Annotated in this window: 18 protein-coding genes and 2 tRNA genes; 9 read left to right on the forward strand and 11 right to left on the reverse strand. The window is 66.9% G+C overall.

The features are described 5' to 3' along the window. Positions 1-19: 19 nt before the first annotated feature. Together LuPra_RS21675 and LuPra_RS21680 are read right to left on the reverse strand one after the other, a co-directional pair. Entirely contained in the window at positions 20-1,438 is a 1,419-nt protein-coding gene (locus LuPra_RS21675) for a PA domain-containing protein (RefSeq protein WP_157899519.1), read from the reverse strand. Then, positions 1,428-1,895 carry a hypothetical protein gene (locus tag LuPra_RS21680; RefSeq protein WP_110172685.1) on the reverse strand — a complete coding sequence of 156 codons (468 nt, stop codon included), beginning with the start codon at positions 1,893-1,895 and terminating at the stop codon, positions 1,428-1,430. The genes LuPra_RS21675 and LuPra_RS21680 overlap by 11 nt, the downstream gene beginning before the upstream one ends. 166 nt (positions 1,896-2,061) lie before the next feature. Here LuPra_RS21680 and LuPra_RS21685 point away from each other — a divergent pair, with 166 nt between their 5' ends. Further along, positions 2,062-2,922 carry a 3-keto-disaccharide hydrolase gene (locus LuPra_RS21685; RefSeq protein WP_234800498.1) on the forward strand — a complete coding sequence of 287 codons (861 nt, stop codon included), beginning with the start codon at positions 2,062-2,064 and terminating at the stop codon, positions 2,920-2,922. 80 nt (positions 2,923-3,002) lie between these two features. Here LuPra_RS21685 and LuPra_RS21690 read toward each other — a convergent pair whose 3' ends face one another. Continuing rightward, positions 3,003-4,304 (reverse strand): inositol-3-phosphate synthase, encoded by a 1,302-nt coding sequence (locus LuPra_RS21690; protein WP_110172686.1) that lies wholly within the window; start codon positions 4,302-4,304, stop codon positions 3,003-3,005. A gap of 23 nt (positions 4,305-4,327) precedes the next feature. Here LuPra_RS21690 and LuPra_RS21695 point away from each other — a divergent pair, with 23 nt between their 5' ends. From LuPra_RS21695 to LuPra_RS21710, 4 genes are all read left to right on the forward strand, one after another. After that, positions 4,328-5,263, forward strand: a complete 936-nt coding sequence (locus LuPra_RS21695) for a LysR family transcriptional regulator (protein WP_110172687.1) — start codon at positions 4,328-4,330, stop codon at positions 5,261-5,263. A gap of 31 nt (positions 5,264-5,294) precedes the next feature. Continuing rightward, positions 5,295-7,004, forward strand: coding sequence for a mechanosensitive ion channel family protein (locus LuPra_RS21700; RefSeq protein WP_157899520.1), 1,710 nt, complete (start codon positions 5,295-5,297; stop codon positions 7,002-7,004). 145 nt (positions 7,005-7,149) lie between these two features. Next, positions 7,150-8,913 (forward strand): sodium:solute symporter, encoded by a 1,764-nt coding sequence (locus LuPra_RS21705; protein ID WP_110172689.1) that lies wholly within the window; start codon positions 7,150-7,152, stop codon positions 8,911-8,913. Positions 8,914-9,075: 162 nt separating this feature from the next. Continuing rightward, complete coding sequence (locus LuPra_RS21710) at positions 9,076-12,654, forward strand: TonB-dependent receptor (RefSeq protein WP_110172690.1); 3,579 nt, start codon at positions 9,076-9,078, stop codon at positions 12,652-12,654. A 52-nt stretch (positions 12,655-12,706) separates the two neighbouring features. Here the strand turns inward: LuPra_RS21710 and LuPra_RS21715 are convergent, their stop codons facing one another. Together LuPra_RS21715 and LuPra_RS21720 are read right to left on the reverse strand one after the other, a co-directional pair. Next, a complete protein-coding gene (locus LuPra_RS21715; RefSeq protein ID WP_110172691.1) occupies positions 12,707-15,328 on the reverse strand; it encodes a protein kinase domain-containing protein in 2,622 nt (873 codons plus the stop codon). Between the two features lie 162 nt (positions 15,329-15,490). Then, positions 15,491-16,189 (reverse strand): hypothetical protein, encoded by a 699-nt coding sequence (locus LuPra_RS21720; protein WP_157899521.1) that lies wholly within the window; start codon positions 16,187-16,189, stop codon positions 15,491-15,493. A 109-nt stretch (positions 16,190-16,298) separates the two neighbouring features. On the opposite strand from LuPra_RS21720, the gene LuPra_RS21725 reads away from it, so the two are divergent. The 3 genes from LuPra_RS21725 to LuPra_RS21735 all read left to right on the forward strand — a co-directional run bounded on the left by LuPra_RS21725 (position 16,299) and on the right by LuPra_RS21735 (position 17,701). After that, on the forward strand, positions 16,299-16,976 hold the full coding sequence (locus LuPra_RS21725) for an FHA domain-containing protein (protein WP_110172693.1): 678 nt from the start codon (positions 16,299-16,301) through the stop codon (positions 16,974-16,976). Between the two features lie 105 nt (positions 16,977-17,081). Beyond that, complete coding sequence (locus LuPra_RS21730) at positions 17,082-17,312, forward strand: FitA-like ribbon-helix-helix domain-containing protein (protein ID WP_169812026.1); 231 nt, start codon at positions 17,082-17,084, stop codon at positions 17,310-17,312. Next, on the forward strand, positions 17,309-17,701 hold the full coding sequence (locus tag LuPra_RS21735) for a type II toxin-antitoxin system VapC family toxin (protein ID WP_201792163.1): 393 nt from the start codon (positions 17,309-17,311) through the stop codon (positions 17,699-17,701). The genes LuPra_RS21730 and LuPra_RS21735 overlap by 4 nt, the downstream gene beginning before the upstream one ends. A 201-nt stretch (positions 17,702-17,902) precedes the next feature. Here LuPra_RS21735 and LuPra_RS21740 read toward each other — a convergent pair whose 3' ends face one another. The 6 genes from LuPra_RS21740 to LuPra_RS21775 all read right to left on the reverse strand — a co-directional run bounded on the left by LuPra_RS21740 (position 17,903) and on the right by LuPra_RS21775 (position 21,713). Beyond that, positions 17,903-18,166 (reverse strand): hypothetical protein, encoded by a 264-nt coding sequence (locus LuPra_RS21740; protein WP_162271256.1) that lies wholly within the window; start codon positions 18,164-18,166, stop codon positions 17,903-17,905. A gap of 1,105 nt (positions 18,167-19,271) precedes the next feature. Beyond that, a tRNA-Cys gene (locus tag LuPra_RS21755) sits at positions 19,272-19,345 on the reverse strand. Positions 19,346-19,385: 40 nt separating this feature from the next. Beyond that, positions 19,386-19,460, reverse strand: a tRNA-Gly gene (locus LuPra_RS21760). Between the two features lie 226 nt (positions 19,461-19,686). After that, positions 19,687-20,004, reverse strand: a complete 318-nt coding sequence (locus LuPra_RS21765; RefSeq protein WP_110172698.1) for a DMT family transporter — start codon at positions 20,002-20,004, stop codon at positions 19,687-19,689. Positions 20,005-20,187: 183 nt separating this feature from the next. Beyond that, positions 20,188-20,655, reverse strand: a complete 468-nt coding sequence (locus LuPra_RS21770) for a YraN family protein (RefSeq protein ID WP_234800499.1) — start codon at positions 20,653-20,655, stop codon at positions 20,188-20,190. Positions 20,656-20,777: 122 nt separating this feature from the next. Beyond that, complete coding sequence (locus LuPra_RS21775) at positions 20,778-21,713, reverse strand: sugar phosphate isomerase/epimerase family protein (RefSeq protein ID WP_234800500.1); 936 nt, start codon at positions 21,711-21,713, stop codon at positions 20,778-20,780. Positions 21,714-21,835: 122 nt separating this feature from the next. Here LuPra_RS21775 and LuPra_RS21780 point away from each other — a divergent pair, with 122 nt between their 5' ends. After that, positions 21,836-24,013 carry an outer membrane protein assembly factor BamB family protein gene (locus tag LuPra_RS21780; RefSeq protein ID WP_110172699.1) on the forward strand — a complete coding sequence of 726 codons (2,178 nt, stop codon included), beginning with the start codon at positions 21,836-21,838 and terminating at the stop codon, positions 24,011-24,013. Positions 24,014-24,027 lie beyond the last annotated feature (14 nt).

Here is a 24,027-nt window from a genome sequence, read left to right on the forward strand (position 1 = left end):
GAGACTGAAAACCCGCGATCTACCAGCCGATGTCGCGCAACAGGGCCAACGTCAGGTCGAAGGGGTTCTTGACCTTCGTGGTGAGGTCCGACGTGATGTTCGGCTCCATCAACACGCTCGGCGTCAGCGTGACGTCGAAGTGCGACACCGACGACCCGCTCTGGAACGGGTTCGGCGCGAACAGGCGCGCGAATCCGGCGGTCGTGCCCTGACGGCTCGAGGAATCGAGCGACGCCTGCACGAGCGGAGGTGTGGCGTAGGAACGCAGCTGGGTGCCAAGGGCCTGCGTGATCCCGAGGCTTGGAATCGTGATCGTCAGGTCGGTGCCACCCGGGAACAGCGGACCAGCCACGTTGTTGGCAATCAGCACGCCGATGGCCCCGGCGTCCTGTGCGTTCTTGACCTTCACGTTGAACGTGCAGGTGCCGCGATTGACCAGGACGATGTTGCCCGGAATCGGCGCACCGGCCGGGAACGCCTCGCACCCGTCCTGCGGGGAGGTACCTCCGCCGTCGGCGGGCGACACGACGTAGCCCTTCAGGCCCACGCCGCGCGCGATTGGCGGGCCGAATGACGAGGGCCCGGGCTGGACCGGAGCGATGGCAGGAGAGATCCCCGTGAGCCACAGCTGGAACTCCAGCGTGGAGGGAATCACGTTGGTGACCTGCTGCCCGGCCCACACGAGATTGTTCGTGTTGCGCGCCGATGCGAACCGTTCGGCGTTGGTCATGTCGATCCAGCGCTTGCCACTCGTGAGATCGAGCATGCGACCCTCCCACACGGACGGAAAGCCGAGTGGCCGCGCGCCGGAAGTGCTGGTGTTCGTCGGGCCGACCGTCACGCCCAGGCCGTGCCCGAACTCGTGCATCACCACGGCCAGCAGGTCGATGCGATTGGCCGGCTGATTGTTGTCGAGGCCGAAGTACCAGCCGTTCCCGGTCAGGCAGGTGCCGATACCGAGCTGACTGTTGAAGAGCGTGAAGATCTCGAAGGCGTCGGCGGGATCGATCGAGGGGTCCGCCGTGATGTCAACCCGCGTCAGTTTCTCCGCCAGCGCCACCGGATACCACGTATCGGCCTCCATCGACTGGCCGCCGTTGGCCGGATCGACGTTCGCGAAGTACCAGTTCGGCCCCGCGGCGCCGAGGACCGCGCCTGTCGGGCTGCAGGTGAGCGGGGTAAACGTGGCGACGATTATGATCAGTTGCTTGGACTGCAGGTTGGCTGCCCACCGGTTCGCGGCGTGCTGGAAGACGTTGAGTGCCTGCTGGCCACGCGTCGTGCCGGGATTGCCGCCCACGGGATCGGCGGGCGTCGGGTCGTTGAAACCGACGCCGGGACCGTCGACGTTGACCACGGCGATGCGGGCCGGTTGCGCGACGGCGGGGGCGGCGACAGCGAAGAGCGCGAGGGCGATCGGCGCGAGCCTACTGGTCACGGCGCGCCCCCTTTCCGTCGTGCGTGACGACCGCGCCATCCGTGCCGACCGTCACCTTCACGAATTCGAGGCTCGTGGCGTCGGCCTTCAACGCAGCGCCGCCACCTGCCAGCGCCACCGCGGTGCCGGTGGAATCCGACGACGGCCGGGCGAGGGCCGCGGCCTCGTCGGCGGTGGGCGCGCGGAACCCCTGCTCCGCCTCGTCACGGACCGCCCGCTGGGCGTCGGCCTGCACGCGTGTGCGCAAAGCCGCGAGTTGCTCGGGAGAGAAGCGCCGTGCCAGGGCCTTCTGTTCATCGACGGTCAACGTCGGCACCGGGACGTTGGCGACCGTCGGGGCAGCGGCGGCGGCCGGGGCGCTGGACGCTGCCGGCGTGGGGGATTGAGTGGACGTGGACTGCGTTGCCGCGCCGACACACACGACGGCGATGGCAAGCAGCAAGAACGTTCTACGCATGGACGAATCCTCCGAACAAGGAAGCACGCCTCGTTGGCGTGCAGCTGGACACCATCCTGCTGCCTGAACGACTCCTCGCGCCGAGGGCGTTGCATTGACCGACGTGGGCTCGACCATGGCGTTGGGTCGACGCATTGAGTACCCTCTGGCAGCCGGAACGACCGCGATGATACAGCGCTTCCTCCTGTTCGCTCTCGCACTCGCCTCACAGGTGTCCTCGCCGGCGAGCTGGCAGGATGCCCCTGCCACGGAATGGCGCACCCTGTTCAACGGTCGCGACCTCGATGGCTGGGTGGTCAAGCTGGCGCACCACGACGTCGGCGACAACTACGGCAACACGTTCCGCGTCGAGAACGGAGCCATCGCCGTCCGTTACGACGCCTACGGCGACGATTTCGGTGCGCGCTTCGGGCACCTGTTCTACAAGGAGCCGTTTTCCTACTACGTGCTGGCGCTCGAGTACCGGATCCGCGGGCCACAGCAGAAGGGGGGCCCGAGCTACGCGCGCCTGAACAGCGGCGTGATGATCCACAGCCAGGCACCGGCGTCGATCCTGAAGGACCAGGACTGGCCCGTTTCGGTGGAGGCGCAGTTCCTTGCCGGCAACCAGACGACGATGAATGTGTGCACGCCGGGCACGGAGATCTTCATGCACGGCGCGATGGTCAAGGCGCACTGCACGAACTCGTCGTCACGCCGCTACGTCGAGGACGGCGAGTGGGTGTCGGTCCAGGTCGAAGTGCTCGGCAACGAGCACGTCCGGCATTATGTCGATCGGCAGTTGGTGCTCGAGTACGAGACGCCGCAGATCGGCGGCGGCGTGGCCACCGGCTTCGATCCGAAGATCAAGGTCGATGGCACGCCGCTCGCCTCCGGCTACCTCGGTCTGCAGGCCGAAAGTCAACCGGTGGAGTTCAGGAACGTGAGGCTGCTGAACCTGTCCGGCTGCGGCGACACGAAGTCCCCTGCATACCGACCGTACTTCGCGCACCGCGACGACTCCCGGTGCACGCGACCGCAGCGCTGATTACGGGCCTCGTCCCTGGCCCTTGGGCTTGCGTGCGGCAGTCGGCGTCAGGCATCAGGCATCAGGCATCAGGCAGTACCTCAGCCCGCTTCCGAATGCGTCACCGGTAGCTCACCCATCCACTCGCGCAAGGTGTTCTTCAGCTTCGTCTGCTGGATGAACAGGTCGTGCTCGGCCGGTGTGCGGCCAGCGGCCTGCGGCGCCTTCAGGTAAAAGCTGAGCCACTCTTGCACACCGCCCGAACCGGCGCGCGCCGCGAGGTCCAGGAACAGCGCCAGGTCGAGCACGATCGGCGCGGCGAGGATCGAGTCGCGGCAGAGGAAGTCGACCTTGATCTGCATCGGGTAGCCGAGCCACCCGAAGATGTCGATGTTGTCCCAGCCTTCCTTGTTGTCGCCGCGCGGCGGGTAGTAGTTGATGCGCACGACGTGGTCGATCTGCCCGTAGAGATCGGGGTACACCGACGGCTGCAGGATGGCGTCCAGCACACCGAGCTTGGAGACCTCCTTGGACTTGAAGTTCTCCGGCGCATCGAGGACCTCGCCGTCGCGATTGCCGAGGATGTTGGTGGAGTACCAGCCGCGCAGGCCGAGCATCCGCGCCTTGATGCCTGGCGCCAGCAGCGTCTTCATCCATGTCTGGCCGGTCTTGAAGTCCTTGCCGGCGATAGGCACGCCGCACGTCTGCGCGAGTTCGATCATGCACGGGAGGTCAAGCGTCAGGTTCGGGGCGCCGTTGGCGAACGGCACGCCGCTCTGCAGCGCGGCCCACGCGTAAATCTGGCTCGGCGAGATGTTCGGATCGTCGTCCTCGAGGCCCTGCGCGAACGCCGCCACCGACGCGTGAACGGCCGACGGCTCCTGGTAGGCCTCGGTCGATCCGCACCACACCATCACGAGACGGTCACAGGCCTGCTCGGCCTTGAACCGCGCGATGTCGTCGATCAGCGCCTGCGCCTGTTCCCTCTTGGAGCTGAGCGGCTTGACCCGGACGCCCTCGAGGCGCGAGACCCAGCGACGGTCGAAGACGGCGTCCATCGGCACGATCGCTTCGAGCTCGGACGCGAGGGGCGCGAGATCTTCGCCACGCAGCACGCCTGCCGTGCGCGCGGCTTCGAGCGCGGTCGTGGTGATCGGGTCCCAGCCGCCGAACACGAGGTCGTCGAGGCTGGCGAGGGGCACGAACTCACGGATCAGCGGATTACGCTGCTCGTCGCGCGTGCCGAGCCGGATGTGCGCCATCTGGCTCAACGAGCCGATGGGAGGCATCAGGCCCTTGCGGGCCGCCAGCACGCCGGCGATGAATGTCGAAGCCACGGCGCCGAGGCCTGGCGTGAGGATGCCGAGCCGGCCGGTGGCAGGGGCGATGTGTCGAGCAGGCATGGCCAGACCATAAGTGCTGGTTGATGATTGGCATCATTGGTGAAGCGTTGCTGTACTACCATGCAGCGGTGCTCCAGTTGCCCGATCTCTCCATCCGCCAGCTCGAGTACCTCGTCGCGGTCGACGAGGCCGCGACATGGGCGAAGGCTGCGGCAGCGGTCGGCGTCAGTCCGTCGGCGCTCTCGCAGGGCCTCGCGGAACTCGAACGCCGCCTCGGCGTGGCGCTGTTCGATCGCGAGACGCGCAAGCGCCAGCTGCGCCCGGCAGCGATCCCCGTGGTGGCGCATGCGCGGCAGGTGCTGGGCCTCACCGCCGACCTCGCGCGCTGGGCCGATCGGCTGCAGCAGGGCCGGTCCGGGCGGGTGCGGCTCGGCATGATCGACGCCGCCGCCGTCGTCCATTTCCCGGATCATCTCCAGGCATTCAGGGCGGCGCACCCGGACATCGAGCTGCTGATACGTGTCGCGCCGTCGGCCACGCTGCTCAAGCTGCTGGAGGCGGGTCACCTCGATCTCGCGGTCTGCGTGATGCCGCCGCGGCCCCTGCCAGGCGTGACCGTCACGGCTCTCAGGACGGAGGCGCTCTCGGTGTACGGCCCGCCAGGGCGACGCATCGGCGCACCGGCGAGCTGGGGACCGTGGGTGCTCTATCCCGCCGGCTCGCACACCCGCGCCGTCGTCGTCGCGGAGCTGCGCCGGCTCGGGGCGCCGCTCGACGTCGTCGCCGAGAGCCACCAGCCGGAAGTCCTGCGGGAGATGGTGCGGCTGGGCGCGGGCTGGTCGGTGCTCCCCAGCGCGCAGGCCGAGGAAGGACCTCGCGCGCTCGCCCCAGGGCGACCGATTGCGACCCGTCAGCTGGTGACAGCCATGCGCGCGAGTGCGGTGCGGGATCCTGCCGTGGAGCAGCTTGCGCAGCAACTCGAGGTCAGCCGCCCCGGACACCCGCGGCGGCGACGCTGACACGACGATCAGCCTGCCGTACTATCCATCGGTGCCTTTCAGCCTCCTCAGTCCAGGCCGTGCGCTCGTCGTAATCATGCTGGTGTTGGGTGGCGCGCGCGTGATCGTCGCGCAGCCGCAGCCGGCGGCACCACCGCCAATCCCTCCCGCGACTCAGCCGGCGCCCGGTGCCCCTGCCGTCGATGGGGCGCCACAGGAGAGGCTCGTTCGGCGCGTCCCTCACGAGCAGTTCGTCGAGCTGCGATTCAGCAATCGCTACATCCTGACCTTCCGGGCCGACATCGTCCCGCGGGATCCGCTGGAGCGTGCCGACGGCGCCATTCGCAGCCTGAACCGGATGATCGACGACAACGTCACCGGCCCGGTGTCGTCACGCCGCCTGTTCGGCGCGTCAGTGATCACGATGGCCGGCAAGGACATGTTCGCGATCGTCCAGCCCGACGTGGACGAGGGTGCGAATGAGGATCTGACGCAGGTCACGGCCGCTGTCGTCAGCCGGTTGTCGGTGGCGCTGCAGGAGGCGGCCGAGGCGCGGACACCCGAGCGCCTGCTGCGAGCGGGTCTGCGGTCGCTGTTTGCAACGCTGCTGCTGGCCGGGGCGCTCTTCGTCCTCGTGCGTCTGCATCGCCTGATTGCCCAGCGGGCCTCCCGGGTGGCCGAGGCGGGTCTCGCGAAGACGGGTTTGCCGACTGACGACGTGGAAGTGCGGGGATCGTGGGTCCTCGTCGTGGTGCGGCGAGTGGCGCGCTTCATCGCGATCGCCATCGGCGCGGTCGTGGTCTACACGTGGTTGACCTATGTCCTCCAGCAGTTCCCGGTCACACGCCCCTGGGGCGAGGCGCTGGGCGGCTTCCTGATCGCGACGGTGAAACGTCTCGGCTGGAGTGCGATCACGGCGACGCCCGGGCTGTTCACCGCGGCAATCATTTTCCTGTGCACGCGCTTCGTCGTCCGGCTCACCGTACTCGTCTTCGACGCGGTGGAACAGGGCCGCCTGCATCTGGCGGGCATCAGCGGACCACGCGCGCTGCCGACGCGGCGCATCGTCACCACGCTGCTGTGGCTGTTCGCGATCGTCATCGCCTACCCGTACCTGCCGGGCAGCAGCACCGAGGCGTTCAAGGGTGTCAGCGTGTTCATCGGGCTGGTCGTCTCGATCGGATCGAGCGGCATCGTCAACCAGTTGATGAGCGGGTTCATGCTGACCTACAGCGATGCGATCGCGCCGGGCGAATACGTGCGGCTGGGCGACGTCGAAGGGACCGTCACCAACCTCGGTGTGCTCTCGACGAAGATCCGCACCCGCCGCAACGAGGAAGTGACCATCCCGAACGCGGTGGTGATCAGTGGCACCGCGACCAACTTCACGAGGAATGCCGCCGAGGGCGTATTCGCCCCGGTCGTGGTGACCATCGGCTACGACGCACCGTGGCGCCAGGTGGAAGCGCTGCTGCTGCTGGCGGCGTCGCGCAGCGAGGGCTTGCGTCAGACGCCAGCACCGCGCGTACTCCAGACCGCACTCTCGGACTTCTACGTGGAGTACACGCTGCTGGTGTGCGTGGACCAGCCGGCGCTGCGCATCCCGATCATGTCGGGCGTGCACGCGCACATCCAGGATGCCTTCAACGAGCACGGCGTGCAGATCATGTCGCCGCACTACGAAGCCGATCCAGAGGGCGCCAAGCTGGTCCCCCCCGCGAAGTGGTTCGAGGCCCCGGCGCGCCGCCGGAGCGAAAGCTAGGCCAGAGCGTCGTAACCGTCCGGCGGCACGGTTCAGCTGTGAACATGTAGAATACGCGCCGATTCCGGAGCGCCTGCCTGCCAGAGGCGACGAGGCCCTTGCCTCGTCGTCCGGACGAGGTTCGCCCCGGCGGGAGATCGCCTGCATGACTGGTCTCGACTGGGGCGTGGTGCTGCTGTATTTCGCCGGGTTGGCCGGCATCACCTGGTGGGTGATGTCCAAGAGCCGCGACACGGCCGACGACTACTTCCTGGCAGGTCGCAGCCTCGGCTGGTTCGTGGTCGGCGCCTCGATCTTCGCCTCCAACATCGGCTCGGAACATCTCGTCGGCCTGGCGGGGTCCGGTGCCACCAGTGGCGTGGCGCTGGCGCACTACGAACTGCATGCGTGGTGCCTGCTGGTCCTCGGCTGGGTCCTCGTGCCGTTCTACATGCGGTCACGCGTGTACACGATGCCGGAGTTCCTCGAGCGGCGGTTCTCGCCGACGGCACGTTGGGTCCTCTCGCTCATCTCGCTCGTCGCCTACGTGCTGACCAAGATCGCGGTCGGCATCTTCGCAGGTGGCGTCGTGTTCGGGACGTTGTTGCCGGGGCTGCAGGTGAACATCGGCGGCACCGTCTTCAACAGCTTCTGGATCGGGTCGGTGGCGGTGGTGATCCTGACAGGCCTGTACACGGTCGTCGGGGGCATGCGTGCCGTGGCGTACACCGAGGCCGTGCAGACGGTCATCCTGCTGGTCGGCTCGCTGCTGCTGACGATCTTCGGCCTGCAGCGGCTCGGAGGCTGGGGCGAGCTGCGGACCGTGCTCGGGCCCGAGATGTTCAACCTGTGGAAGCCGCTCGTGCCTGCGGGCCTCGAGGGGACGTGGGCGCCCGTCCGCGAGGCCGGACGCATTGCCTGGTATTTCAACGGCGACTACCCGTGGCTGGGCATGCTGTTCTGCGCGCCGATCATCGGCCTGTGGTACTGGTGCACGGACCAGTACATCGTGCAACGCACGCTGGGAGCGCCGAGCGAGCGGGAGGCGCGCCGCGGCACCATCTTCGCCGCCTTCCTCAAGCTGCTGCCGGTGTTCATCTTCATCATCCCGGGCATGATCGCGCTGGCGCTGGCGCGGACCGGCCGCGTCGGCGGGCTCGCGATGATCGTCGGTCCGGATGGCCACGTGATCCCGCAGCAGGCACAGGCCGCGTTTCCGCTGATGGTGCAGCACGTGCTCCCCTCGGGCATACGCGGTATCGTCGTCGCGGGACTGCTGGCCGCGCTCATGAGTTCGCTGGCCGGCGCCTTCAATGCCTGCAGCACGCTGTTCACGATGGACTTCTACAAGCAGTTCCGCCCGCACGCCACGCAGGCGCAACTGGTCTGGGTCGGGCGCGTGGCGACGGTGGTGATGATCCTGATCGCCCTGGCGTGGATCCCCGTCATCCAGGGTGCGCGCGGCTTATACGAGTACCTGCAGGGCGTGCAGGGTTATCTGGCGCCGCCGATCGCGGCGGTGTTCTTCTTCGGCGTGTTCAACAAGCGCATCAACGCGCGTGGCTGCCTCGCGGCGCTGACGGTCGGCTTCGCACTCGGCGTCTTCCGGCTGGCCGTGGACACACCGGTCAGCCTCGGGATGAACGGGTATGCGACCGGTTACGCACCGGGCTCGTTCCTGTGGATCGTCAACAACATCTACTTCCAGTACTACAGCCTGCTGATCTTCCTGGTGTCGTCAGCGGTGCTGGTGATCGTGAGCTACACATCGGAAGCGCCCGATCCGGCGCAATTGCGCGACCTCACCTTCGCGACGATGACCGAAGAACATCGGCGCGAGTCGCGTGCGAGCTGGACGCGCATCGATGTCGTCAACTCGGGCGTCGTGGTGGCGCTGATTCTGGCCGCGTACCTGTACTTCAACGGGTGAGTCGGCGGCGACGAATACTGGTGGGGCGTCTCGAACATCAGGCGTTGATCACGCTCGAGGCTCGCGCGATAATACGCCCACCTCCCAATCTCGGTTCTTGACGAGCAGCTTGTTCGGTGGTCTCACCGCGTCCGCTGATTCTCGGTCCGGAAAGGAGTGCGTATGGACACAGCGCGCGGCTCGCGGGGGTACGAGCGGGCCGCGATTCTGGCGGTGATGGCAGGGTGGCTGACGCTCGCGGCCGACGCGCGCGCACAGTCGACCCGTGGATCGATTGCCGGCACGGTTCGAGATGAGCAGGGAGCGGTCATCCCCGGTGCAACGATCGCGCTGGTCAGCCCGCGCCGGAACGACACGCAGACGACGATCACCAACGCGGAAGGGGACTTCGAGTTTCTGAACCTGCTCCCCGACACCTACACGATCAAGGTGACGATGGACGGGTTCAAGACCGCCGAGCGGCAGACCGTCGTGCTCAACGCCAACGACCGTCTGGCGGTCGGTGACCTGACACTCGAGCTCGGTGCAGTGACCGATACGGTGACGGTGAGCAGCCGTGTCGTCGAGGTGCAGTCGCGCAGCGCCGAGCGCTCGTTCGCCGTCGATTCGACGGCCATCAGCAACCTCGCGGTGAACGGGCGAAGCCCGCTGGCGCTGACACGCCTCGCGCCCGGCATCGCCAACGCGCCGGCCGACGGGTCGAACCTGTTCTTCAACGTCAACGGTTCGCGCGGCGGCGTGCACAACCTGACCGTCGACGGCGTGAGCAACATGGATACGGGCAGCAACGGCGTGTCGGGCAACATCAATCTCGACGCCGTCGAAGAATTCAAGTTGCTCACGAACTCCTACCAGGCCGAGTACGGCCGTTCGTCGGGCGCCCAGGTGAGCGTCGTGACCAAGAGCGGCGGTCGCGACTATCGCGGATCGGCGTACTGGTACCGCCGCCACGAGGGCATGAACGCCAACTCGTGGATCAACAACCGCAACCGCGGCCGCGCGATCGCGACCGATCCCGATTCGCGCGTCGGTCTCAAGGCGATCAACCGCCAGGACGACCTCGGCTACACCATTGGCGGTCCCGTGCCGCTCGGTGGCTACAACAAGGACAGGAACCGCCTCTTCTTCTTCTTCGCCCAGGAGCATCAGCAGCGCTTCACGCCGCCGGTCGATCCGCGCCTCGTCAGGGTGCCGACCGAGCTCGAGCGGCGCGGCGACTTCTCGCAGAGCCTCGACAACACGGGCACGCTGTTTCCCTACATCAGGGACTACACGACAGGGCTGCCGTGCAATGCCAGCAATACGTCGGGCTGTTTCCAGGACGGTGGCGTCCTCGGCCGCATTCCCCAGAACCGCCTGTACCCGCAAGGCCTGGGCATCCTGAACATCTATCCGTCGCCGAACGATTCGGGCGCCGGCTACAACTTCTCGTCGCAACTGGCCGCCGACCTCGATCGCCGGGAGGACATCGTCCGCGTCGACTGGCAGGCGAGCAACGCGTGGCGCGTATACGGACGCTACTTCAACAACACGAACAACGGCGGTTCCGGGCTCGGGCCCTACGGCTTCGCGTCCGATCTGCCGCTGACGACGATCTCGGACATCCGCCCGGTCTACAACTACGCTCTCAGCGCGACCGGCGTGTTGACGCCCAGCCTGTTCCTCGAGATCACGGGCGGCACGGTACGCAACGACATCTTCATTCACGACGCCGACGGCACGTGGAACCGAACCGACCTCGGGCTGTCCAACCTCCCCCTGCTCTACCCGGGCGGCGTGAGGGACGACTATCCGCCACAGTTCATCTTCGGCGGCCGCTCCGGTACCAACCCGCGGATGACACCCCAGAGCTGGCCGTTCCGCAACTTCAACCAGAACTACGATTTCGTCGTGAACCTGACGAAGGCCTGGGGCCGTCACACCTCCAAGGTCGGCTTCTACACTCAGCACAGCCTGAAGGACCAGAGCGGCGGTGGTCCCAACAACGGCACCATCCAGTTCAACGACAACCCGAGCAACCCCTTCGACACCGGCTTCTCGTTCGCAAACGCCGCGACCGGCGTCTTCGACTTCTATGAACAGGCCAACATCTGGCCCGTCGGTGAATACCGCTACTGGAACGCCGAGTGGTACGTGCAGGACAACTGGAAGGTCAGCGATCGCATCACCGTGGACTATGGCCTGCGGTTCTACTGGATCCAGCCGCAGTACGATCAGGCCTTCCTGACGTCGAATTTCGTGCCGACGCTCTTCAGTCAGAGCCAGGCGGTCCGGCTCTACCAACCTGGCCTCGACACCCGTGGCACCCGCGTCGCGATCGATCCGGCAACCAGTCAGACCCTGAACGCGGCGTTCATCGGGCGCATCGTGCCCGACAGTGGCGACATCGCCAACGGCCTCCGCACCGGCATGTCCGACGACGTGGGCAAGTACCTGATTCAGGATCGGGGCATTCACTACGCGCCGCGCGCCGGCGTCACCTACGACCTGACCGGCCGACAGGACATCATCCTGCGCGTCGGCGGCGGCGTTTTCTACGATCGCTACCAGGGCAACCTCGCCTTCGGTCAGATCATCAACCCGCCGAACATCATCACGCCGAGGATCACCTGGAGTCGGCTGCCGGACGTCGCACCGTCGAACGCACTGCTCGCGCCGATCACGCTCAACGCGCTCAACGATGCGGGCGAGGTGCCGACCACCTACAACTACAACATCGGGGTCCAGAAGAAGCTGCCGCTGAACATGATTCTCGATGTGGCCTACGTCGGGTCGATCCAGAACCACCTGATTCGCCGCATCAACCTGAACGCGGTGCCGTACGGCGCCACGTTCGAGCCGCAGAACCAGGATCCGACGCTCTCGCCGAGTCCCACGCCGGGCGGCAGCGCGCTGCCCGACGACTTCCTGCGGCCGTATCGTGGCTTCGGCAACATCGGCCAGAGCATGTTTGACGCCAACGCCAACTATCACGGCTTGCAGCTGCAGGTGGATCGGCGCTTCTCGGATGGCCTGTTCTTGAACGTCAACTACACCTGGAGCAAGGCGCTCAGCCGCCAGGACGACGACTTCAGCTTCTCGCGCATCGACGAGTTCGACAAACAGTCCAACTACGCACCGGCCACCTTCGATCGCCGTCACATCTTCAACGTGAACTGGGTGTACGAGCTGCCGCGCAAGGAATCGGCCGGAGCACTCCTGGGCGGCATCATCAACAACTGGCAGCTGTCCGGTGGATATCGATGGGAGACCGGGGCGCCCTACACCTACGGCTGGACCGTGGCTGGCGTAGGTAACCGCAACGTCACTGGCTCGGGCAGCGAGGGATCGCGCGTCGTGATCACGGGAGCCTACCCCTCGGGCCACAGCGGGGATCCGTACGGAATGATTCCGTACGACATCCTTCGCCCGCCGGCGGTGGGCAGCATCGGACTCGAGTCGAGCCGCAACTACATGACGCGCGCGGCGATCAACAATCTCGACCTGTCGCTGCAGAAGGCGTTTCCTGTCTTCGGCGAATCGCGCGCGCTCAAGATTCGCGTCGACGCCTTCAACGCGCTCAACCACACGCAGTTCAACGACGTGAACGCGGCGATCCAGTGGCAAAGCATGACGAACCTCACGCCGGTCAACCTTCCCTACAACGCCGCTGGCGTGCTGACCAATCCCAGCGGGTTCGGAGCGGTGACGAGCGTGCGTCCGGCGCGAGTCATGCAGCTCCTCGTCCGCTTCGACTTCTGAGGTGAATGGGCCACGGGGCGAGCGAGTCGAACGCGGTGCACGCGCGACCCGCTCAGCGAAAGTCGTCGACCAGCATCAGTTCGTCGACCAGCGCGTCGGTTCGCGAGAAATACACGTGGCGGCCGTCCGGAGACGCGCTCACGGTGAACCCCGCCACACCCAGATCACGGGCCACGGTCGTCGAGCGGCGCGTCGCGAAATCGAAGTACTGCAGCTGTGTCTGGCTGACGGAAACCCGCTCGAAGTAGTAGACCCCCCGTTCGACCACGTCGAAGGCGCCGTTGATCACGCCATCGAGCACCTTGACCGGCACACCACCGGCCAACGGCAAGCGCCACAGCGCGCCTGGCCGGTCCATCGCGTCGACGTAGTAGAGGTGGCGGCCGTCAGCCGATTCGAGGACCCGCCCACCCGGAGCGTTCGTCACCTTGACGGCATCTCCGCCGGTCGCCGGCATCTTCCAGACGTGCGCCTCACCGTCCTTCAGCTGGCGGAAGTAGATCCACCGACCGTCGCGCGAAAAGCTTGGCAACGCCGCATTGGACAGCTGCGCGCTCAGGATGTGCGGTCTGCCGCCCCGTGCCGGCACGACGATCACGTCAGGCCGTCCCTCGGGATCGGCGTTGAACGCGATCGACGCGCCATCGGGCGACCAGCTGAGGAACCCCGGAAGCGAACGGAAGGCCATCGACGTCAGCTTGACGGCACCGGAACCGTCGGCTTCTGCAACCCAGACCTGCCAGTCCCCCGAACGGTCCGACACGAACGCCAGTCGACGCCCGTCCGGCGACACGGCGGGACCGAAGTCGTACCTCGTGGACGCAATTGCCGGCACGGGCGGGGCCACGGCCGACGCACCGGACTCGGACACCGTCACGCCCCACACGTTCACGTCCGCGACACTGTGGAGGTACACCAGGCGTTGTCGGCCATCGTCTGTGGGCGCGATCACCGGACTCTGCCCGTCCTGGCCAACGGAGGCCAGACGTGTCGGCGTGCCGCCCTTCATCGCGTCGAATCGCCACAAGGCGCGGTTGACCGAGAACACGATCTCGCGGCCGTCCCGCGTCCACGTCGCGGTGCCCGCGCCCAGCGGCGGCGTCAGGCGCACCGGTTCTCCCGTGGGAACGGTCCCGTCGCTCAGCGCCACACGGTAGAACGCTCCGGTGAACGGCGTCGTGTTGCGCCGAAAGATCAATGACCGGCCGTCGGGAGACACCACCGGATCGACATCGCCGACCAGGTCGGGCGGGAAGGTCACCTGCCGCTTCTCGCCGCTGTCGATCGCGATGGCAAACAGCGCGTCCAACTTCCCCGGGCCCGGGGAATCGGAGACGAGCACGCACGTCGAGTCCGGGCACCACGCAAGGGTGAGCCCCGAGAATGGCGCGGCCGGCTGGATGCCTCCCACCTGACGTTCCACGCCTCCGAGCGGCGCAATCACTCGCACTTGCTTCTTTGGTCCCTCGGGCTCGTCACGAAGAAACGCGATGGTGCGCCCGTCCGGCGACCAGCTCGCGCTGCGATCGGCGGCCGGGTCCGTCGTCAGGCGCAGCGGGGCGCCCGCGCCTACCTGTTGCACGTAGAGATCCTGGTTGTCCTGCGTCGGGCCCGTCCAGGTGAACACCACGTATCGGCCATCCGGTGACAGCGATGGCGCGCTCACGACTCCGGCGAGCGACGTGAGCGGCACCGCCCGCGGCACATGCGTGTCCGACCAGCGGCGCACCATGGCGACCACAGCAACCGCAGTCACCAGGAGGGCCGCCGTGGCCAGCAACAGCAAGCGGCGTGGGCGCCGCGTCGTGACAGCGGCACGGGTCGCGGCTTCGTCTCGCACTTCCTCGAGCTCGACCTGCAGGTCGGACGCGTGCTGGAAACGCCGGGCGGGGTCCTTCTTGAGGCAGCGCACGATGATCCGCTCGAGCGCCTCGGGAAGGGCCGGCGCGAGCTCGCGAGGCGGCCGGGGCTGCTCGTGCAGCACCGCGGCGAGCGTCTCCGCGACCGAGGCACGCTCGAAGGCCCGCCGCCCCGTGGCCATCTCGTACAGCACGGCCCCGAAACTGAAGATGTCGCTGCGTCCATCGAGCGCCCGTCCCGCCGCCTGTTCGGGCGACATGTACGGCGGTGTCCCGGCCATCGATCGGTCGGGTGCGTTCGGCAGCGTCAGCGTCTCCGACCCGTCCGTGCCCACGTCGGCGAGCTCCGCCAGCCCGAAATCCACGACCTTGATCGTGCGGGGTGGTGCCACGATGACGTTCGTGGGTTTGAGATCGCGGTGGACGATCCCGTGTCCGTGGGCGGTCGCGAGTGAGTCGGCGATCGCAATGGCCACACGCAGGAGTTCGGCCACCGGCATTCCCGTTTTCGGGATGAGCGCATCGAGCGTCTTGCCGGGCACCGACTCCATGACGATGAAGTCGGTGCCGTCGGCCGACTCGATCTCGTGGATCGTGACGATGTGCGGATGGTTGAGGGCGGAGGCTGCCCGGGCCTCCTGTGCGAAGCGCCAGCGACGTCCGGCGTCCGCCATGCGATCGGCGGGCAGAACCTTGATCGCGACTTCGCGACCGAGGCGCGGATCCCGGGCCCGATAGACCTCGCCCATGCCGCCGGCACCCAGCGGGGCGAGGATCTCGTACGGTCCGAGGCGATCCCCTGAAGTCAGTCGCAAGGCGTCACTGAGGCTGTTCGTTGACGCCCAAGATTATCTCAACGGTGAACGTCCCTTGTCACTGACCGAGCGCCGTGCAGCGTTCACGCGCAACGGGTGCGAGCGAGGAAGGTGAGGCGCAGCCGGCAACCGATAACGTAGATGGCGGCGCCGTCAGCAGCGTCAGGGGACCGCCTTCATGTCTTGAGAGGCCAGCGTCGACTCCAATGTGACGCGCATGCGTGCAGCCTCCTGCTGGCTGAACCCGAGCTGTCCGCGCCTGAGCGCCGCGAGATCAGCGGCTTCCAGGGTGGCGCGCATGAGGCCGGTTGGGGCATGTCGCAGGCCGAGCAAGTGGCCGATTTCGTGTGCCATGACTGCCCCTACGAGGTCGTCGTGCCTGGGCATGAGGAGGAGGGGATTGCCTCGCATGGCTGAGTGCCGCGAGAGGCGAAACGCGACACCGGCTACACACGGGACGGAGATCACCACCGAGCCCTCGCGATCGTTGGTGCCGTGAGCGGCCATGCCGCAGTTCTCGCGCCCGCTCGGGCGACCCTTCGAGGAAAGGATGACGACAATCGGGACAGTTTCCGGGACGGGTGGGCACGCATCCGGTGCGTTGCAGATGCGCCACGCGTTTGCCACACCGGCCGAGGACAGCAATCTGCTGGCGTCGGATTGAGCGCGCCGCAGCAGGGCATCATCGACCTGGCGATCCGCGTAGAGGCGTACGCGCACGACGGCGTCATCCGAGGCGGTTTCTGCAATCGCGGCAGGCGGGGCTGGCGGCGACACCGGGGAAGCGCTGCCGAGAGCCGGCTGCAACACCGGGTTAGAATTGCCCCACATCAAGAGTGTCAGAGCGAGCCATCCGGCCACGTCGCACCTCGCATTCGCGTCCACCTCGGACGCATCGCGATGGTGCGATTCGGAGGCAGTCCGAGTCGGGGGCGTGGCCGGGGAGAACCCGGGGATTTCCGAGGGATTGATGGCGGACCGACGATTCGGCGCGTTCACCTTCCACGCCGACCGCCGTCAGCTCGTGCGCGACGGCGCGAACGTGCACCTCACGCCGAAAGCGTTCGACCTCCTGGCCTTGCTGATCGAGCGGGCGCCATCGGTCGTGCCCAAGCCGGAGATTCACGTGCGCCTGTGGCCCGACACCTTCGTGTCGGATGCGACGCTCGTGGGTCTGGTGAAAGAGCTTCGCCGCGCACTGCACGACGATCACCAGGGCGCGATCGTCCGGACCGCGCATCGTGTCGGCTACGCCTTCGCGGACCCGGCGCAGGCGGGCGCGCCATCGAAACCGGCGTTCGGTGCAACCTGCTGGCTGGAGTCCGGGCCGCGGCGCATCCCGCTGCCGGAGGGGATCACGATGATCGGCCGTGATCCCGATTCGACCTTCTGGCTCGACGTGGCCGGCGTTTCGCGGCGGCACGCGCAGGTCGTGGTCGAGCACGGCGTGGCGTCGCTCGAGGATCTCGGGAGCAAGAACGGCACCCTGGTCTGCGACAACCCGGTCCGAGGGCGAGTCACCCTCCGCGATGGGGACCCGATTCAGCTCGCGACCGAGTGCCTCGTCTTTCACTCTTCCGACAAAGGGCTGCCGACCGTGACCCAGCAGGTGGAGCCATCGCGTCGCGACAACGAGCAGAATGAATGACGGGTCGAGGGACTCAGTGGAAGTTCTCGATCATCATTGCTTCCGAAACCGGGACCCTCTTGAGCTCACGTTGACATGCGACGCACATGCGCGCATGCTGATTACATGTCACGAATGGTCCAGGTTCGCAACGTGCCGGACGCGCTGCACCGTAAGCTGAAAGCCCGAGCGGCCGATGCCGGACAGACGCTGTCCGACTATCTGCTGGCCGAGTTGGAGCGGCTGGCCACACGTCCCACACGTGACGAGATGCTGGCCAGGCTCCACAGTCGTAGGCGTGTGACGTTGAAGACGCCAGCCGCCACCGTCATCCGCGACGAGCGCGAATCGGCGTGATCGTCGTCGATGCGTCGGCGATGCTGGAGTTCCTCCTCCAAACTGCGCTTGGCACTCGGGTCGAGGCGCGCCTCTTTCGCGACCGGGACGAGCTTCATGCGCCGCACCTGGTCGACGTGGAGGTGCTTCAAGCCCTGCGACGCCTCGTGCGATTGGGCGAAGTCTCTCCCAGCCGCGCCGACGAGGTGATTGCCGATCTCAGCGACCTCGATCTCCACCGCCACGCGCATCTCGATCTCCTGGCGCGCGCGTGGAAGCTACGAGACAACGTGAGTGCATACGACGCCGTATACGTCGCTCTTGCAGAGGCGATGGAGGCGGCGATCGTCACCTGCGACGGACCGCTCGCCAAGGCTGGTAACCGTATTCGGATCGAGTTGATCGCATGAGGCTCCTGACGCCGCTCATCCGCCGCGCGCTGGCGAGGTGGACTTGATCCGAATCGGTGAACAGGTTGGTTAGCGTCGGGTCTCGTGCTGGTCTCTGGTCGGTCCAGCATCCCCTCGTTACCCGGTATTTGGGCGCCCTTGGACTACATCTGGACTACTCTAAGGGTTCCTTCTCGCCGAGTCTCTCCGCCGCTGCGTCGATCATTTCCCGAACGCGGTCGTCCAGTTGAGGACGACGGTCAGCGGCGCCGCGCCGCTGGACTGCTGCGGCGTCGCGTTAACCAGAAATCGCTGCCCGTCTCTGGTCACGGCGTAGACCTGGTTCGCCGTGAGTCTCCATGCCTTGCTGGAAAAAAGGGGCTGCGGCCGCCCGGCGTCGAACGAACGCCGGGCGCCGACCGGGACCGCGATCATCGTCCCGTCGGCCGTGAGGTAGAACAGTTCCCGACCGTCCGCTCGCCACACCGGATGGGTCCCACCGCCTCTCGACACTTGAGTTTTCGCGCCCGGCCCGGGAACGACTGCACATAGACGTCGGTCTGGCCACCCTCGTTGCTCGTGTATGCGATCGATCGGCCATCCGGCGAGAACACGGCCGACGCTTCAATGAACTCCGTGTCGGCGAACGGAAACGGTTTTCGATCGCCGAACAACGGAAGGATCCATACATTCGATCCTCGAGTGGCATACGCGATGAACTGTCGGTCCGACGACCAGCCGCTTGTTCGGCTCATCGGCGGGCGCATCCAGTCAGATTTTCGTCATGGTCTCTCCGCTGGCCCGAGGGTTGTTCCATCACGCCATCGCGCACAGCCTCGGGTCGTCGGCTGCGGGACCGAAGCGACCAAATGAGGAGCGGTACCTTCAGCTGGTTGTTCGTGCCCCCATAGGACGGAACGCGAAGTCGCGAGCTTGGCGGGAAATCTCCCAGCACCGGCGCGACCACCGACGGGGAATCCAAACGGCGGAGGGCTGCCGCAATGGCCTGCGTACCGTTCTCCTGACTATCGCTTACTCGATTTCGGTGACACCATTACCCTCCGCTCGAACGCTCGAAGTCCTCAGATCGACTTCTTTAAGCGGGTTTTTGAGGCGATGCGCACGCAACGATCGATGCCCACTGCTGCGAAGCAGCGCCGTGTGCGCTACCACTTTCGTCCGTTGGAGGTATCACGCGCTGGCTCCTGAGGAACATCGTCGGCTCTACGCCCGCGGCGCAGGCGGAAGGATCGAGCCCGAGGTCATTTGATGCGACGTTTCTCGGTGGGCGCCCGATCCGGAGCCGGAAGTCATGGGAACCGACGGTGACGCCTTCAATGTCGATCCGGACCGAGACCCGGCGCCGTTCATGGTGGAGCGGCTCTCCGGCGACTGGAACTTCATGCGGCATCCACAGAAGTGAGCCGCAATTGTTTGCGAGGCGCCGGATCGTGCTGCTGGAGCACATTCCGTCGAATTTGAACCGAGAATTTGGCTTGCCACCCGAAGCTCCCTTCGAGCGTACCGTCAGCCCACCTCCGCGCCTTCGGCGCTATGGTGGGCACCCTTCGCGCGAGTCGTGAGCGAAGGGTGGAGGCGCCGCCCGGATTCGAACCGGGGATGGAGGTTTTGCAGACCTCTGCCTTACCACTTGGCTACGGCGCCAGCCTGAGGTGGGAGCGCTCGGTCAGGGGAGGCGGAGAGTTGGAGCGGGAAACGGGATTCGAACCCGCGACTTCGACCTTGGCAAGGTCGCACTCTACCACTGAGTTATTCCCGCTCATGCCGAGCGACCGCGACCACGAATAATAGCACACGGCACAGCGCCTCACGCAACCCCCGAAGGGGCCATTCTCGCCATCCGCGCCACGTTTCGAATCGCTCCGCGGGCTGACCGTGGAGCCTGTCAGGGCGCCCGACGGCGACGGCGTGGCAGTGCGGCGCCAGCGACACTCGACGCGTCGTTCGAACACGCTTTGCGACGCAATGAGGTATCGGACGCGCGCTCAGCGCGCGAGTTTGAGACCGGCCACGCCGAGCAGGATCAGCACAAGGCTGGTGAGCCGCCAGGCCGTCCGCGGCTCGCCGAGCAGGACCATGCCGAGGATGGCAGTGCCGGCGGCCCCGATGCCTGTCCACACGGCATACGCCGTGCCGATCGGCAGCGTCCGCGCCGCGGCGGCGAGACAGTACATGCTGGCCGCCAGCAGCGCCAGCGTCGCGAGTGACGGCCACAGCCGTGTCCAGCCGTCCGTGTACGTGAGCCCGATCGCCCACCCCACTTCCAACGTCCCAGCCACGAGGAGCCACGTCCACGGAGACATGGGCGCATTGTCACCTCGTTCGGAAACCGGGAAGCGCGAACCGGGTATCGGGTGCCGGGTATCGGGTACCGGCTGGCGGCCACAGGATCGCGAATCGGGACCGAAGGTAGGGCCGGCTCTCCGAGCCCGGCCCGGCGCTACCTGCGTCGGCGTTCGGGGTAGGACGTTCAGCGTTCGTCCAAGCTATCTGGCGTCGAACGCGCCGCGGATGATCTCGGCACGTGGGCCTTCTCCCGGCGGCCACTCCACCGAGACGACGTCGAAGCGGCAGGGCAGGTGCGCGAGCCGGCCGCGGGCGATGAAGGCTTCCGCGACCCGCACGATCGTCCGCTGCTTGCGCCACGTGACCGCCGCCGCGCCACCGCCATACGCATCGGCCCGGCGCGTCTTCACCTCGATGAACACGATCGTCTGGTCGTCGCGAGCGACGATGTCGACTTCGCCGTGGGCGACGCGGTAGCGCTCGGCGAGGATGACGTAGCCATGCGATCGCAGGGCTGCCCGTGCCGCGGCTTCGCCGTCCAGGCCCAGTTGCTGCCGCGGATGTACCGGGATGGGTGGGATGTGATGGGCATGCGCGCCTGCCATGCCCATGATGTGTTGCAGGAACCTTACCAACGCCGGCCGGCACGCGCCGGGCTCAATCCACATCGGGCTGCGGCCAGCAGGTGCAGGATCTGCGAACTGGCAACTCGCAGCGTATTGCGAGAACTGCCACTCACGGTTAACGCTGGACGCTGGATGCTGGATGCTGGATGCTGGCAACATCCTGATCAGGCGTTGGGCGCGGTGAGCGGCGGCGTGACGATGCCCTCGAACTGCCGGAACATGCCGCGGAAGTACTTGAGGACGCGCACGCCGTCGGTCGAGATGTCGCCGAGTTCCGCGAAGCAGTACCCCTCGAACTTCATGTCCTGGAGGTTGTTGATCAGCCGCTGCCAGGGATACTCCTCGACGTAGAGGTCACGCATGTGGACCTGGCCGATGCGCGACTTGAGCAGCCCGAAGTTCTTGTCGAAGCCGCCGTCCATCAGGTCGGTCGGGTTCGAGTTCCAGCACAGCCAGAACCCGGGGTGCCGGTCCGCGTAGGTCAGGATCTTGACGATGCGGGGGACGCGCTGGGTCTCGGCGCCGTGCACCTCGAGCTGGATGCGGACGCCGGCCTCGGTTGCCGCCTGGGCGCACTCGCGGATCGAGCGGCCGATCTGCTCGAGCGTCTTCTCCTCGGGGACGTCCTTGGGGAGGCCATTCGGCCGCACCTTGACGCTGGGACAGCCGAGGTCCTTCGCCAGTTGCACCCACTGCTTGGTCTCCTCGATATTCTTCCGCACGACTGCCGGGTCAGGCGAGTGGTACTCGCAGGTGGTGCCGAGCCCCGCGATCTTCACGGCCGAGCCTTCGAACTGCTTGCGCACCTCGGCGCGCTGCGCGGCCGACAGCGACGGTTCGACGCCGTGGGCATGGGTCGTCCGCAACTCGACGCCATCGAGCCCGGCGGCGGTGAAGTTCTTGATGATCGTCGGGACATCCCAGTCCTTGGCGATGTTGTAGGTGACGGCCCCGAGCTTGATCGAGTGGCGTGCACCAGCGGCAGCAGGGGACTGGGCCTGCAGGCCGGTGGGAGCGAGGGCCGCGGCCGCCGGGGCCACGAGGCCTGCGGCGAGGAAGGCGCGGCGCGACGCGGCGCCGCCGGGACGGGTGTCAGTCATGGGCCGGATCGTACCGGATCGTGCAGTACACTGCGACAACTGCCGGACCGGTGTCCATGGCGCCGGACACGTCCGGCGCCTACGAGCGTCGTTGGAGTCCGCCAGCTACCTCGTCTTCCCCGATGCCCCGCCGACTGCCATTCCTGTTGACCATCGCGCTCGTGGCCCTGGCCTGCGCCCACGTCTGGACACAGCAGCGCGCGGCCCGCGTGGACTGGCGTGCGCACGGCGCCGATGCCGCCCACACGCAGCACTCCCCCGCCGGCATCATCACGCCGGCCAACGTCAAGCGCCTGCGTGTCGCCTGGACGTACAAGACCGGCGACGGCCGCGCCGACAACCGCTCGCAGATCCAGTGCAATCCGATCGTGGTGGACGGCGTGCTGTATGCCTCCTCCGCCCAGTTGAAGATCTTCGCCCTCGACGCCGACACCGGGACGCCGAAGTGGGTCTTCGATCCGTTCGCGCGCCCCGACGGCGACGGACCGTCTTCGCTCGGCGTCAATCGCGGCGTGACCTACTGGGCAGAAGCAGCCGACAAGCGCATCTTCATGGGCGCCGGCCCATATCTCTACGCCCTCAACGCGGACACGGGGACACCGATCGCCAGCTTCGGTGAGCAGGGCCGCATCGACTTGCGGCTCGGGCTCGACGCCGATGCCACCGGCCTGTCCGTGCTGTCGAATACGCCCGGCAGCATCTACAAGGACCTGATCATCGTCCCGACACGGCTCTCGGAGGGGCCCGGCCGGGCGGCTCCTGGACACGTGCGGGCCTTCGACGTACGCACGGGTCAGCGCCGTTGGATCTTCCACACGATCCCGCACCCGGGAGAGGCAGGCCATGACACGTGGCCGACTGATGCCTGGCAGCGCATCGGCGCCGCCAACAACTGGGCCGGCATGGCCGTGGACGAGGCGCGTGGACTCGTGTTCGTGCCGACGGGATCGGCCGCCTTCGACTTCTGGGGCGGCAACCGCCACGGCGCCAACCTCTACGCCAACTCGTTGCTTGCCCTCCGCGCAGATACCGGTGAGCGCGTATGGCATTTCCAGTTCGTGCATCACGACCTGTGGGATCGCGACCTCCCCACCGCGCCGGTGCTCGGCACCGTCACCAAGTCCGGCCGCAGCGTCGACGTCGTGATGCAGGCGACCAAGACCGGCGAACTGTACGTGTTCGAGCGTGAGACCGGCACCCCGCTGTGGCCCATCGAGGAGGTACCGGTGCCGCAGACCACGCTCAAGGGCGAGCAGTCGTGGCCGACGCAACCACGTTCGACGCTGCCGCCGATCGCGCGGCAGGAGTTCTCCGCGGACACGCTCACGTCGCGCACACCTGAGGCGCGGGCGTTCGTCGAGAAGCAGTTGATCGGCGCCAGGCCGTTCCACAAGTGGCAGCCGCCGAGTGAGGAAGGGACGGTCATCTTCCCCGGCTTCGATGGCGGCGCGGAGTGGGGCGGCCAGGCGTTCGATCCGGCGACCGGCACGTTCTTTGTCAACGCCAACAACATGGCGTGGATCACGCACATGCTGCCCATCGATGCGGCCAGGGAAACCACGCAGGTGGCACGCGGACGACGGCACTACCAGGTCAACTGCGTGGCATGTCACGGTCTCGAGCGGAAGGGCGATCCGTCGCGCACGATCCCCGGACTCATCGACATCGACAAGCGGCAGCCCCGCGAAGCCGTCAATGATGTCGTCGCGTACGGGCGCGGACAGATGCCGCCGTTCACCTCGCTGCCCGAAGACGTGCGCAAGGACATCATCGCGTACCTGTTCGGTGATGCGCCGAAGGAAGCCCCCAAGGTGACTGACGACGTGCAGACCGACATCCCCTACATCTTCGGCGGCTACACGCGACTGCTGGACGACAAGGGCTACCCGGGCGTCGCGCCGCCATGGGGGACCTTGACCGCCGTCGACGTCGGCGCCGGGACGATCAAGTGGCAAGTCACGCTGGGCGATCGTCCCGAGGCGCGGCAACCGAAGGCCCCGCCGACCGGCACGGAGAACTACGGCGGCCCGGCGATCACCGCCGGGGGCGTGCTGTTCATCGGCGCCACCAACGACGAGAAGTTCCGCGCCTTCGACATGCGCGACGGCAAGCAACTGTGGGAGGCCTCGCTGCCTGCCGGCGGATACGCCACGCCAGCCACCTATGTCGTCGACGGCAGGCAGTTCGTCGTGATCGCCGCCGGCGGCGGCAAGATGGGCACGAAGTCCGGCGACACGTACGTGGCCTTTGCCCTGCCCGAGCGGACGGCCGGCTCGCGTCCGCGTCCATCCACCAGGTGACACACGGATCGCAC

Source organism: Luteitalea pratensis (assembly GCF_001618865.1).
GTDB classification, from domain to species: domain Bacteria; phylum Acidobacteriota; class Vicinamibacteria; order Vicinamibacterales; family Vicinamibacteraceae; genus Luteitalea; species Luteitalea pratensis.